Source organism: Breoghania sp. JC706 (assembly GCF_037026715.1).
Classification (GTDB): Bacteria; Pseudomonadota; Alphaproteobacteria; order Rhizobiales; family Stappiaceae; genus Breoghania.
Genome location: NZ_JBANCG010000008.1, coordinates 179295 through 192198 on the forward strand (window position 1 = coordinate 179295; position 12904 = coordinate 192198).

Here is a 12904-nt window from a genome sequence, read left to right on the forward strand (position 1 = left end):
CCCGCGAAGGCGGGGATCCAGCACCCCGTGAGCGCTGCTGTTCAATTCAATAGGGAAATCTTGTGGTTACTGGATCCCCGCCTTCGCGGGGATGACAATCGTGCCTGTGGTTCTGTACAGGGACAAACGCCTGCATTGCAGAACTTGCGTATTCTAATACCATTTTCGGGCTGGGCTCTCAGGATGGGTCCAAGCACCGGAAATCCGGGCTGCGGAACCACCCGCCTCAGTTCGTGGCGGAGGGGTCTTCCGTGTCGCCCTTCCAGGCGTCATCGCCCACGGGGGTGAGGAACACCTGGCCGGGATAGATCAGATCGGGATTGCGGATCTGGCCCTGGTTGGCCTCGTAGATCGTCGTGTAGCGGATACCCTTGCCGTAGAGCCTGCGCGAGATCGTCCAGAGATTGTCGCCCTTGCGGATGATCACGTTGGGCACACGCGCGGTGGCGGACGCGCTGGCACCCGTCCCCTCGCCCGCCGAGCCTTCCGCCGCGACCTGCGCCAGGATCACCGCATCCGGTGCGCGCTCGAAGGTCACCTCGGCGCGCGCCAGAACCGTGCCTTCCGCTCCCTTGACCAGGTCGGCGCGCACATCATGCTTGCCGGCCTGCATCTCGTGCTCGGTCTCCAGCAGCCAGCGGCCATTGGCCCGCGCAGTGGTCTCGCCGAGATAGTCCTCGCCCAGGTAGATACGCAGCGTCGCTCCGGGATTGCTCGTGCCGGCGACGAAAATCTTGCCCTTCTCGCTCTCCACCGCATCGACGGTGACGCTGTATCGAGGCGTCTCGGGCGCCCCGCTCGCCTCGGGTGCCTGCCCTGCCGCGCCGCCGGCCGCGCTCGCCACCGTCGCCTCGGCCGAGGCGGAGACCGCCTTTTCTTCGTCGGTCTTCGCGCTGTCCGCCGCGGCGAGGTCCTGCGCGGGCGCGGGTTCACGCGGCGAGGCCTCCTCGCCCGCAGGCTCCGGTTCCGGCGGCGTGCCGTTCGCGCTCTCGTCATCGGCCTTGGCAACCACCTCGCCCTGCCCGGCTGTCTCGCGGGTCTCGTCCGCGCCAGCGGCTTCGCTCTGCGCGGCGGCGACCTTCATCTCCGCTTCCGCCGCCGACGTTGCGGCCGGCTCCTGCGGCGCGCTCACGGCCTCTGCCGTCTCCCTTGCCAGCGCCTCGGCTTCCTGATCGGCGGCGCCGGGCTCGGTCGCGCCCGGCGTCGCGTTCCCGGCAGGCTGCTCGCTGGAGGCCACCACGCTCGGCTGGCGTTCGCCCGGGCGCTGCAGGATCGTGCTCGGCTCGCCCTCGGCATTCATGACGACGAGCACGTCGCCGGCGTCGCGGTCCTTCGGGATCGACACGGTCACGCGCTGGGTCGATTCCGCCGGCGCCTCGCCATCCTTTTCGGAGTGGATGGCGATGTCGTAATCGCCGGGCTTGAGCGGGTCGTCGAGCACGATGGCCCATTCGCCCGCGCTGTTCGATTTCGTCTTGGCGATGACCTTGCCGTTGGCCACCAGAGCGACGGTCGCGTCCGCCTCGGCGAGCCCGGCCAGCACCGCATCGCCCGACGGCTCGACCCGAACCACGTCGAAGGTCGGCGCGATCGCCTGCGTCGCCTCGGCCTGTGCGTCGGCGGCACCGGTCGCGGAACTGCCGGCCTGCGGTGCGGACGCCTTCGCAGCGACATCCGCGCCACCATCCTTGCCGGTGACGGGGGCCTTGCCGGCGGCAGGCGCCTTGGCGGATTTCGTTCCCTGCTGCGGCGCGGTGCCGGCAACCTGCGGCGCCGGTCCGCCCCCCTTGCGGAAGCTGTCGAAGTATCCGGCCTGATACCCGAAGATGGCGAGGGCAACCGCGACGGCGATACCGAAAAGCCCTGCGAGCAATACCTTGAACATCGAGCCTTCGCGCTCCCTGAGACTGAAGGATGTGAGACCGGGGCCGCTCACGGGAAAACCGGCGGAAACGCGCCTTGAGGCATGCCACATCCCGGGCGGCGTTCGTCCGCAAATTCAACGCATGGTTATACGCCTTTGCCTCCTGCGGCAAGCAAACGGCGGCAAGTGGCTGGCCTTGCGTCGCTTTCCCGCGCGGCGCAGAAGCGCTGGCAAGCGTTCGCGTGCGCTGATTCTGTCCGCATGCCGCAAAGGGAGCTCGCGCCCCGCTGGGACTGGTCGCCGGCCCGGGTGCACGGCATTCGGACGAACCCGCAGGATGAGAACTCCGCTTGACCTTCGAGCGCACGCGGTGCCAACTTGGATCCCATGACAGACATTCGAAGCATTTGCGTTTATTGCGGTTCCGGCGCGGGCACCGATCCCGCCTACCGCGAGGCGGCCGCCGAACTCGGTCGCGAAATGGCCAGGGCCGGCATCCGGCTCGTCTATGGCGGCGGCTCGGTCGGCCTGATGGGCATCGTCGCCCGCTCCGTTCTGGAGAACGGCGGCGACGTCACCGGCATCATCCCGCGGTTCCTGAAGGACCGCGAGGAAATGCTGGAGGACGTCTGCGAGCTCATCGTGACCGAGGACATGCACGAGCGCAAAAAGCTGATGTTCGAGAGAGCGGACGCCTTCGTCGCGCTGCCGGGCGGCATCGGCACGCTGGAAGAGACGGTGGAGATGATGACCTGGGCCCAGCTCGGCCAGCACGCCAAGCCGGTGCTGCTTGCCAACATCAAGGGCTTCTGGGAACCGTTCCGCCAGTTGCTGGAGCACATGCGCCGCGACGGCTTCATCCGCGACGGGCTCGACGTGACCTATCACGTCGCGAATTCCGCGGCCGACATCGTCCCCCACCTTCAGAGCATCGCCAACGGCACCCACGGCGAAGGCCGTGAGGACGCGGTTCCGCTGTCACAGCTTTAAGACAGGACAAATCGGGGCGGGAGCCAGCGGTCCGTCCCGATCGCTCCCGACCTCGCTCACACGACCGGATTCCGCGCCGCCTCCAGCGCACGGGCGCGCTTGCGCAAGAGATCGCGCGTAAACACCGCCAACGACAGCCAGATCAGCGCGAAACTCGCGAGACGCATCGGGTCCAGCGGCTCGCCGAAGACCACGATCGCCAGCACGAAATGCAGCGAGGGCGCGAAATACTGCAATATGCCGATGGTGGTGAGCGGCAGACCGCGCACGCCGCGGGCAAACAGGATCAGCGGCAGCGCCGTCACCACGCCCGAAGCCGCGATCACGGCCATCATCCCGATCCCGGGCCCGAAGACGAGCACGCCCTCGATGTCCTGCCAGACGAGATATCCGAGCGCGATCGGCGCCAGCACGACCGCCTCCACCAGCAGCCCCGGCGCGGCACCGACCGAAACCGTCTTGCGGATCAGGCCATAGGTGCCGAAGGAAAAGGCCAGCGCCAGCGAGATCCACGGAAAGCTGCCCAAGCCCCAGGCCTGCAACGCAATCGCGACCATCGAGATGGCGACTGCAAGCTGCTGTCCCCGGCTCAGCCGCTCGCCAAGAAACACCGTGCCGAGCGCGACGGAAACCAGAGGATTGATGAAGTAGCCGAAGGAAATCTCCAGCACCCGGTGGGCATCGATGCCGATGATGAAGATCAGCCAGTTGGCGGCGAGGATGGTCGCGCTCAGCGCCAGACGCCAGAGCCGGCCCGGATCGGTGAAGACCGCGACGACCTCGTCAAGGCGCCGTACGACGGCAAGAACCGCCCCCACCAGCACCACCGACCAGACGATGCGCTGGGCGACAAGCTGCTCGGCGGGAACCGCATGCAGGAACAGGTAATAGAGCGGCAGGAAGCCCCACAGGACATAGGCCCCGACCGCGCTCGCGTAGGCGGTCAGTTCCTCGTCCTGGGCGGTTCGCCCGGACGGCGGAGTGGTCATGTTCGTTGAATGCGCCGGTCAGACAGCCGGCGCAGCTCCCTTAAGCAAGCGGTAGGTGATCGAATCCGTCAGAGCCTGGAACGAGGCGTCGACGATATTAGGCGACACGCCGACCGTGAACCAGCGCTCGTCCGTCTTCTCGTCCATGCTCTCGATCAGCACTCGGGTGATGGCCTCCGTGCCGCCGTTGAGGATACGCACCTTGAAGTCCATCAGCACGAGGTTCTCGATCTCGCTCTGGTACTTGCCGAGATCCTTGCGCAGCGCGATATCGAGAGCGTTGACCGGGCCGTTGCCCTCGGCCACCGACATGTGCTCCTCGCCGTCGATGACGAGCTTGACCACCGCCTCCGACATGGTGACCAGCTCGCCCACCGCGTTGTAGCGGCGCTCCACCATCACCCGGAAACTCTTCACGTCGAAGAATTTCGGCACCTCGCCCAGATGGCGCATGGCAAGCAGCGAGAACGAGGCGTCCGCCGCCTCGTAGGCATAGCCCAGCGCCTCGCGCTCCTTCACCTCGCGCAGCAGCCCGTCGAGCCTGCGGTCGGAGGGATCGGCCTCGATGCCGAGCGCCTTCAGCTGGCTGACGAGGTTCGACTTGCCGGCCTGATCCGACACCAGCACGTGACGGCGATTGCCCACGCTTTCCGGCGTCACGTGCTCGTAGGTCTTGGGATCCTTCAGGATCGCGGAGGCGTGGATGCCGGCCTTGGTGGCGAACGCCGCCGCGCCGACATAGGGCGCGTGCCGGTCCGGCGCCCGGTTCAGCAACTCGTCGAACGAGCGCGAGAACTGCGTGAGCTTGGAAAGTGCGTCCTCGCTCACCCCCACCTCGAAGCGCTCCGCATACTCCTTCTTGAGCATCAGCGTCGGGATCAGCGTGACGAGGTTGGCGTTGCCGCAGCGCTCGCCGATGCCGTTGAGCGTGCCCTGGATCTGGCGAACGCCGGCCTTGACGGCGGCCAGCGAATTGGCGACCGCCTGCTCGGTGTCGTTGTGGGCGTGGATGCCGAGGTGATCGCCCGGCACCGCGCGCATCACATCCGTGACGATCGCCTCGATCTCGTCGGGCAGCGTGCCGCCGTTGGTGTCGCACAGCACCACCCAGCGCGCGCCCGCCTCATAGGCCGTCTTCGCGCAGGCAACCGCATAGTCGCGATTGGCCTTGTAGCCGTCGAAGAAGTGCTCGCAATCGACCAGCGCCTCCTTGCCGGCGGCTACGGCGGCGGCAACCGACTGACGGATGCCATCGAGGTTTTCCTCGTTGGTGGTCGCGAGCGCCACCTTGACGTGGAAGTCCCAGGACTTGGCGACAAAGCAGATCGCATCGGATTGCGCCTGCAAAAGCCCCTGCAGGCCGGGGTCGTTGTCGACCGACCGGCCGGCCCGCTTGGTCATGCCGAAGGCGGTGAAAGCCGCCGCCTTCGTGCGCTTTTTCTGAAAGAAGGCGGTATCCATCGGATTGGCGCCGGGATAGCCGCCTTCGACATAGTCGATGCCGAGCTTATCCAGCATGTCCGCAATCGCGATCTTGTCCTCCAGCGAAAAGTCGATGCCGTTGGTCTGGGCACCGTCGCGCAAGGTGGTGTCGAAGAGATAGAGCCGCTCGCGGGCGGTGGTCTTCGAAGAAACAGCGGTCACGGACATGGGAATGTTCAGCCTTTTGTCTGGCGAGGCGTTTCGTGTCTTGTCAGGTATTGTCGGCAAAGCGATCCGTTGCACGGATGAGCTGGTCGAGAATGCCGGGTTCGGAGAAGGCGTGGCCGGCGGCCTCGATCAGATGGAACTCCGCCTCAGGCCAGGCCTTGTGCAGGTCCCAGGCGGTCACGGCCGGCGTCGCCATGTCGTAGCGGCCCTGCACGATGACGCCCGGAATGCCCTTCAGCTTGTGGGCATCGCGGATGAGCTGGCCCTCGTCCAGCCAGCCGCCGTGGACGAAATAGTGGTTCTCGATGCGCGCAAAGGCCAGCGCGAAGTGGCCGTCCTTGAACTTCTCCGAGGTGCCCGGATCCGGGTTCAGCGTCAGCGTCTCACCTTCCCAGATCGCCCAGGCCTTGGCGGCCTCCAGCTTGGCGGCTTCATCGTCGCCCACCAGCCGGCGGCGATAGGCGGCCATCATGTCGCCGCGCTCGTCCTCGGGGATGGGGGCCAGGAAACGCTCCCATTTTTCCGGATGAAGCATCGAGGCGCCGGACTGGTAGTACCATTCCAGCTCGAAGCGGCGCAGCGTGAAGATGCCGCGAATGACCAGCTCGCTCACATGCTCGGGATGTGTCTCGGCATAGGCGAGCGCCAGCGCCGAGCCCCACGAACCGCCGAAGACCTGCCATTTCTCCACGCCCACCATCTCGCGCAGCCGCTCGATATCGGCGACCAGATGCCAGGTGGTGTTGGCCTCGAGCTTCGCATGCGGGCGCGAGTGGCCGCAGCCGCGCTGGTCGAACAGCAGGATGTCGTAGCGCTTGGGGTCGAACTGCCGGCGGTGGTTGACGGAAAAGCCGCCGCCGGGCCCGCCGTGCAGGAAGACGACCGGCTTGGCGCCCTTCGTCCCGCAGCGTTCCCAGTAGATCTCATGGCCGTCGCCAACATCGAGATAGCCCGTCTCATAGGGCTCAATGGGCGGGTAGAGGGTGGCCAGATCGCTCATTTTGTCTCCTTTGCGGACGGCTTTGGGGCCTCGTCGGCCGGCGGCCAGTCGCGCGTGTCGTGATCCGGGTGCTGATAGGACACCAGGCTTTTCAGAAAATCGGCCGATTCCGGGTCGTCCAGGGAGGTCATCCCCGGCAGGCAATGGAGCCGGTCGACGAAAGGTATCTTGGCCTCCAACCCGAACTGGACCGTCGGCACGATTGTCTCCGGCGCATCGAAGGCCCCGATGGCGAGCGCGATCCCGTCCGGCGCCTCGTAGGTCAGCGGCGTCCCGCATGTCTCGCAAAAGCCGCGCCGCACGTGGTTGGAGGACTGAAAGTAGGCCGGCGCGCCTCGGGTCCACGTGAGTTTTTTTTCGGTGATGGAGACGAGCGGCGCATAGAAGCTGCCGAAGGCCTTCTGGCACATGCGGCAATGGCAGATGGAGGCTTGGCCGAGCGGTCCGGAGACAGCAAACCGCACCGCGCCGCACTGGCATCCGCCGGTTCGGGGAGATGTCTCATTCATTGCCACGTCCTCTCCAGTCCAATGCCATTCACGCAATGACGGCCTGCTCCAAGCCTGCCGCCTTTACCCCCACCCGAACGGCTGAAGAAGCCGTTCGACCTCCCCTCAAGGGGGAGGTAGGCCGTGGGGCAAACCTCTTTCCCTGATCCGCACGCACAAACGCGCCGCACCCACCCGAAAGGGCCGCATCCGTCCCCCTCCCCCTTGAGGGGAGGGGTTAGGGGTGGGGGTAACGCCACAAGCGCCGAACCTGCCGCCCGCTCTCCTGCGGACCAACTCCTCTTACCGCGCCAGCTCCCACTTCGTTTCCATCTCGCCCGTCTCCGGGTTCTTGCCGTCCATCAGCACAAGCCCCATGGCGACGAGTTCGTCGCGGATGCGGTCGGATTCGGCCCAGTTCTTTGCCCCCCTCGCCGCGATGCGCTGCGCGATCAGCGCTTCCACCTTTGCCGCGAATTCCGGATCGGCGTCGGCCGCCTCGGCCGCCTGTGCCTCCGCATCCTGCCAGCTTTCCGGCATCAGGCCGAGGAACGCCGCCGCATCCGCAAGCTTCTGCGCGGCCGCCGCATCGCCCGCGCGCGCGGCGCGTGCAAACCCGTGCAACGCCGCGATCGCGCGCGGCGTGTTGAGATCCTCGCACAGGGCGTCGACCACCTCCGCCGGCGGCTCGGCGCTCGCATTCGGCGCCACATCGCAGACGAGCTTCGCCCAGCGCTCGATGAGCTTGACCGACTCCTCCAGCCCCTTCTGGGTGAAGTCGAGCGGCTGGCGATAATGCGCCGACATCAGCGTGAGCCGCACTGCCGCGCCCGGCCAGGTGCGCCCGCCGACCCTGTCGCTCTCCAGCAGCTCATGCACGGTGATGAAGTTGCCGAGCGATTTCGACATCTTCTCGCCTTCCACCTGCAGGAAGCCGTTGTGCATCCAGTAGTTCGCCATTTTCGGCGTGCCGTGGGCGCAGCAGGACTGGGCGATCTCGTTCTCGTGGTGGGGGAACGTCAGGTCGATGCCGCCGCCGTGGATATCGAAGACCTCGCCCAGATGCTTGCCCGCCATGGCCGAGCACTCGATGTGCCAGCCCGGCCGCCCGTCGGTCTCGATCCCGCACGGGCTCGGCCAGGAGGGCTCGCCCTGCTTCGACGGCTTCCACAGGACGAAGTCCATCGGGTCCTTCTTGTAGGGCGCGACCTCGACGCGGGCGCCGGCCACCATGTCCTCCAGCGAGCGGCCCGAGAGCTTGCCGTAATCGGCCATCTTGCCGACCTCGAACAGCACATGCCCTTCGGCCACGTAGGCAAAGCCCCTGGCGACGAGCCGCTCGATCAGCGTCTTCATTTCCTCGATGTGCTCGGTCGCACGCGGCTCGACCGTGGGCAGCAGCGCGCCGAGTGCGGCCATGTCGGCGTGATACTGGGCGGCCGTCGTCTCGGTCACCTCGCGGATGGTGCGGCGTTCCGCTTCCGCTCGTGCGTTGATCTTGTCGTCGACGTCGGTGATGTTGCGCACGTAGGTAACGTGATCGGCGCCGTAGAGATGGCGCAGCAGCCGGAACAGCGTGTCGAAGACCACCACCGGACGCGCGTTGCCGATATGCGCGTAGTCGTAGACCGTCGGTCCGCAGACATACATGCGCACGTTCGCCGGATCGATCGGCGTGAAGGCTTCCTTAACGCGCGTGAGCGTATTGTAAATAACAAGAGCCATGGGCACCCCGTAAAACGGTGCTAGCGGGGCGCTAGCCGGGGCGTTCGTCTTGCGATTTGGGGCAGGAGGAAACGGCCACAGCCAGCACTGACGCTAGCCGCAAATAATCTCGTCGCTCATGCGAATGATGATGACCGTGTTCATTGCCAAGCGGTGTAAGGCGCATCGGCCGCCGGGTCAAGTCGGGCGTCGGGTCAAGTCGGGCGTCGGGAATGAACCTTCGCTGAACAGACATCTAAGCGCGCATTCAGGCCCGTTCGGCCACCATCGATACGTTCGGAAACAGTCACGAGTACCGGAAATGTCGAAGTTCATGTTCACAGGCGATGCGAGCGGCTTGCACGGGACCGCGCATCCCCGCATCCGGACCGAGCCCGATATCGGACCCGGGTTGCATTTCATCTCTGCCAGCCGGACGGCCGGTCAGACGGCGGGTGCCGCCCGGCGCCGTTGCCGCGCGGGGCTTGCCCGCGACGATATGACGACGGCCGACAGGGTGAAGGCCATCATCGCCGGCATCATTATCGGCCTGATGCTGGCCGCCCCCGTCGCAGCCCTCGTGGCGGTCGCCGGCAACACCAACGAGCCGGGCGTCTTTCACGACCTGTCGCCGTGGTCCTTCGCAAAGCCCCGGTGAGGCTATTCCCGATCCATGCCCGCCACCGGCACTATCTCATTTGTCGAGATAATCGCCGCATTTCGCCGGCATCTGGTCGCCCCACGGCATGATCGGCACGGTCGAAGTGGAATTCTTCGGCGATCCCTCCACGAGCTTGTCGGAATAGACGACATAGACCAGCACGTTGCGCTTGGCATCGCAGCCGCGCACGATCCGCATCTTCTTGAAGAACAGCGAGCGGCGCTGGCGGAACATCTCGTCGCCCTGTTCGAACTTGCCCTTGAATGAGACCGGCCCCACCTGCCGGCAGGCGAGCGAGATGTCGGACACCTCCTCCGCCACGCCGAGCCAGCCGGAAATGCCGCCCTTTTCCGGCACCGTGAAATGGCACGAGACGCCCTCGACGATCGGATCGTCGATCGCATAGGTGGCGAGCTTGTGGTCGGGCGTCAGAAACTTCCAGACCGTCGAGCGCTTGAAGATCAGCTCCGGCTCGTCGGCTGCCCGCGCGCCTGCTGCGCCCGCTCCCGCGACCATGGCGGCCGTGGCCAGAATAGCGCCCGCGCGCGCAAGCCTCGCGCCGATGGTTTTGCGCATTGTCCGTCCTCTCGTCGTGATGGTTTGAAAGAGAATTTCGTTCTGGGCATGTAGGCGCAAACAAGCGCCATTGCCAGCGGCGTGCGGCCATTCAGCGCCCGCGCCGCGCAAGGAACCCAAGCAGCGCGAAAAAGAGCGCAACCCCGGAAAGCCCCAGAAAGGCCCATTTATAGGCTGTGGTCCGGTTCAGTTCCTCCATCAGCCGCAGGGAGACGCCCTCGCCCTGGCCCAGCAGGCGGAAGATCAGCACGTTCTCCCAGAAATCGAAGGCAGCGGCGAGGAAGGGCGCGACGAGAAAAACCGACCCGACGGCGGAGCGGATGCGCCGGCCCGCCGGCTGGCGGCGACGCATTTCGTAGGGGTCGGGATGCTGTTTCCGCGTTTCGGGAATCCCCCGCAGCCAGACAATGGCGCAGCCGATGCCGGCGCCGTAGGCCACCACCAGCACCATATCGAGCGGTACCAGCGCGTAGCGGTAGAGCGTGCGCCCGCGCTCGCCCAGCGCCAGCATCAGGTCGCGCACCTGGTCGAAAGTCATCGAGCCCATGTAGAAATCGAAGGGCTTCTGACCGTCCGGCAACAACGCGGGCAGCACGACGAACCATATCGCGGCGATGATCACCGCCGAGGCGCCGAGGCCGGCAAGCGCGATACGGGCAAGTGTGCGTCGGGTCATGACACAAGCTGTGCCAAGCGGCGTGGCGGTTTTCAATTAAAATCGCGCGCGGGTGGCCTGCCATCTTCGCAACGCTCGCCGAGCGCCCGCCACTTGCACCCCTCTCCCCCCTTGCGGGGGAGATGTCGGCGTAGCCGACAGAGGGGGGTGAGGCGGCGGGCTCGGCGCAAGCGGCATTACCCCCCCTCTGTCACGCGAAGGCGTGACATCTCCCCCACAAGGGGGGGAGAGGGGTGCAAGCACCGGCTCCCGAACAATCCTCTGCTCCCGACCAAGCCCCCTGGGCGTCAGGCGCCCCCTTCAAAGCTCTTTCTTCGCCAGCGCGATCGCCTGTTCCAGCACGCCGAGTTCGCCGACATGGTTGGCCAGCAGCAGCACGAGGCGGGCGTTGAGGTCCGCGCTCTGCGTGTCGTCGAGATCGCGGTGGGCATCGACCAGCATGTTGTAGGCCGCATCCGGATCGGCGAGCTGGCTGGTGGTGATGAGATCGATCATGGCGGGCTCTCCTGTCATGCGGGAACCGGCGCGCGGCCCCGGGCGCGTGCAATCGCGGCCGATACCTTGCCCGCTTCGAAATGGCGGAAGCGGGCGGCCAGATGCTGGTCGGGGCGGATGACGTAGGTCGCTCCGGGGGTGGCATCGAAGCGGCGGCGGAACTGGCCGGTTTCGTCAAGCAGATCGCCGCCGACGATGCGCAAGGTCGCGCCGTCTACCGCGTTGGGCGCCGCGCCGTTCGCCACATGCAGCACGGTGAAGCCGGCGCCCAGTTCGTCAAGCAGCCACGTGTCGGAACCGTCCGCCCGCTTCAATGGCGCATCGGGGACCGGGGCACCGAGTTTCGCGGAGTCGGAAAAGAGCGCGTCGTCGGGCGTGGAAAGCGCGGTGGCATAGGTTGTCGGCTTCGACAGGCGACCGGAATTCACCATGGCACGGGCGAATTCCGTGCGCGCGGCAAGGTTCAGCACCGCGTTGCGCAAGGTGCGCTCCATCGCGGTCTTCGGCGCGATGAAGTCGGTGGATCGGGTGGAGTGCCCAATGTTCTCGTCCGCCGCATAGGAGCGCTCGGCGTCGTAGGTCGCCATCAGCGCCTCGTCGGCTTGCTCCTTCAGGATGAGATCGAGCTTCCAGGCAAGGTTTTCCGCATCCTGCACGCCGGAATTGGCGCCGCGCGCACCGAACGGCGAGACCTGGTGCGCACTGTCGCCGCAAAAGACCACCCGGCCATGCACGAACCGGTCGATGCGGCGGCACTGGAACGAATAGAGCGAGACCCATTCCAGCTCGAAATTGCGGTGCCCGAGCATGCGCTCGATGCGCGGAATGACGTTCTCCGGCTTCTGCTCGACCTCCGGATCCGCCTCCGGCCCCAGTTGCAGGTCGATGCGCCAGACATCGTCGGGCTGCTTGTGCAGCAGCGCCGACTGGCCGGCATGGAACGGCGGGTCGAACCAGAACCAGCGTTCGGCCGGAAAATCTGCCGTCATCTTCACATCCGCGATCAGGAAGCGGTCGTCGAAGACCTCGCCCCGAAATTCCAGCCCCAGCATGTCGCGCAAGGGGGACTTCGCCCCGTCGCAGGCGATCAGCCAGTCCGCGTCGATCTCGTAGGCGCCCTCCGGCGTCTCGACGGTCAGCCGGACGCCCTCGGCCTGGCTGTCGATCGCGGTCACCTTGTTGCGCCAGCGCAGGTCGATGCCCGGCAGTTCCGCGATCCGCTCAACCAGATAGAGCTCGGCGTAATATTGCTGCAGGTTGATGAAGGCCGGCATCTTGTGGCCGTCCTCGGGCAAGAGGTCGAACTGGTAGACGAGATCGTCCTTCAGGAAGTTCTTGCCGACCTGCCAGGTGATGCCCTTGTCCACCATCGGCTTTGCGACGCCGAGGCGGTCCCAGATCTCCAGCGTGCGCTGGGCAAAGCAGATGGCGCGCGAGCCCTCGCCGATGCGGTCGGCGTCATCGAGGATCACCACCTCGTTGCCGCGCATCGCGAGATCCACGGCGACCGTCATGCCCACCGGCCCGGCGCCCACGACGACGACCCTGTGGCGCGGCGGCTTGCCCGTTGCCGCAAAAGCATCCTGATCGATTGAGCGCGCATATCCGAACTGGTAGAGCGCCTTGCGCGAGCCGGCGCCCATGCCGGCAGGCGCAGCCGAACCCGCGGCTCCGGGTGCTGCCATGATTTCCTCCCAAGACTTCGCGCCGCACCATTTATAACGTTACGGCATTTTTCCGACTTTGAGCCAGATCATCCCGGCCGCCTCCCAACGGCGGGGAACGCCTTCACTCCCGTCATTGCCGGCTCC

The 12904-nt window shown here is 66.1% G+C and carries 12 protein-coding genes; 2 read left to right on the forward strand and 10 right to left on the reverse strand.

All coding sequences use genetic code 11. The annotated features are described in order from the left end of the window. Positions 1-226 precede the first annotated feature (226 nt). Positions 227-1885, reverse strand: coding sequence for a LysM peptidoglycan-binding domain-containing protein (locus tag V2L18_RS17710; RefSeq protein WP_336179629.1), 1659 nt, complete (start codon positions 1883-1885; stop codon positions 227-229). Between the two features lie 366 nt (positions 1886-2251). On the opposite strand from V2L18_RS17710, the gene V2L18_RS17715 reads away from it, so the two are divergent. Further along, positions 2252-2854, forward strand: a complete 603-nt coding sequence (locus V2L18_RS17715; protein ID WP_336179630.1) for a TIGR00730 family Rossman fold protein — start codon at positions 2252-2254, stop codon at positions 2852-2854. A gap of 56 nt (positions 2855-2910) precedes the next feature. Here V2L18_RS17715 and rarD read toward each other — a convergent pair whose 3' ends face one another. The 5 genes from rarD to cysS form a co-directional block, all read right to left on the reverse strand. Continuing rightward, positions 2911-3843, reverse strand: coding sequence for an EamA family transporter RarD (rarD, locus tag V2L18_RS17720; protein ID WP_336179631.1), 933 nt, complete (start codon positions 3841-3843; stop codon positions 2911-2913). An 18-nt stretch (positions 3844-3861) separates the two neighbouring features. Continuing rightward, positions 3862-5493, reverse strand: coding sequence for a citramalate synthase (gene cimA / locus V2L18_RS17725; protein ID WP_336179632.1), 1632 nt, complete (start codon positions 5491-5493; stop codon positions 3862-3864). A gap of 43 nt (positions 5494-5536) precedes the next feature. Continuing rightward, positions 5537-6493, reverse strand: coding sequence for a prolyl aminopeptidase (gene pip / locus V2L18_RS17730; protein WP_336179633.1), 957 nt, complete (start codon positions 6491-6493; stop codon positions 5537-5539). Further along, complete coding sequence (locus V2L18_RS17735; RefSeq protein WP_336179634.1) at positions 6490-7002, reverse strand: GFA family protein; 513 nt, start codon at positions 7000-7002, stop codon at positions 6490-6492. The genes pip and V2L18_RS17735 overlap by 4 nt, the downstream gene beginning before the upstream one ends. A 282-nt stretch (positions 7003-7284) precedes the next feature. Further along, on the reverse strand, positions 7285-8706 hold the full coding sequence (gene cysS, locus V2L18_RS17740; protein WP_336179635.1) for a cysteine--tRNA ligase: 1422 nt from the start codon (positions 8704-8706) through the stop codon (positions 7285-7287). Positions 8707-9007: 301 nt separating this feature from the next. Between cysS and V2L18_RS17745 the strand changes: the two genes are divergently transcribed. Next, positions 9008-9343, forward strand: a complete 336-nt coding sequence (locus V2L18_RS17745) for a hypothetical protein (protein WP_336179636.1) — start codon at positions 9008-9010, stop codon at positions 9341-9343. Positions 9344-9379: 36 nt separating this feature from the next. On the opposite strand, the gene V2L18_RS17750 is transcribed toward V2L18_RS17745, so the two are convergent. The 4 genes from V2L18_RS17750 to V2L18_RS17765 form a co-directional block, all read right to left on the reverse strand. Continuing rightward, positions 9380-9862, reverse strand: coding sequence for a CreA family protein (locus tag V2L18_RS17750; protein WP_336179781.1), 483 nt, complete (start codon positions 9860-9862; stop codon positions 9380-9382). A 151-nt stretch (positions 9863-10013) separates the two neighbouring features. Further along, positions 10014-10598 carry a hypothetical protein gene (locus V2L18_RS17755; protein ID WP_336179637.1) on the reverse strand — a complete coding sequence of 195 codons (585 nt, stop codon included), beginning with the start codon at positions 10596-10598 and terminating at the stop codon, positions 10014-10016. A 300-nt stretch (positions 10599-10898) separates the two neighbouring features. After that, entirely contained in the window at positions 10899-11093 is a 195-nt protein-coding gene (locus tag V2L18_RS17760; protein ID WP_336179638.1) for a DUF2783 domain-containing protein, read from the reverse strand. Positions 11094-11107: 14 nt separating this feature from the next. Beyond that, complete coding sequence (locus V2L18_RS17765; RefSeq protein ID WP_336179639.1) at positions 11108-12778, reverse strand: FAD-dependent oxidoreductase; 1671 nt, start codon at positions 12776-12778, stop codon at positions 11108-11110. Between the last annotated feature and the right edge of the window lie 126 nt (positions 12779-12904).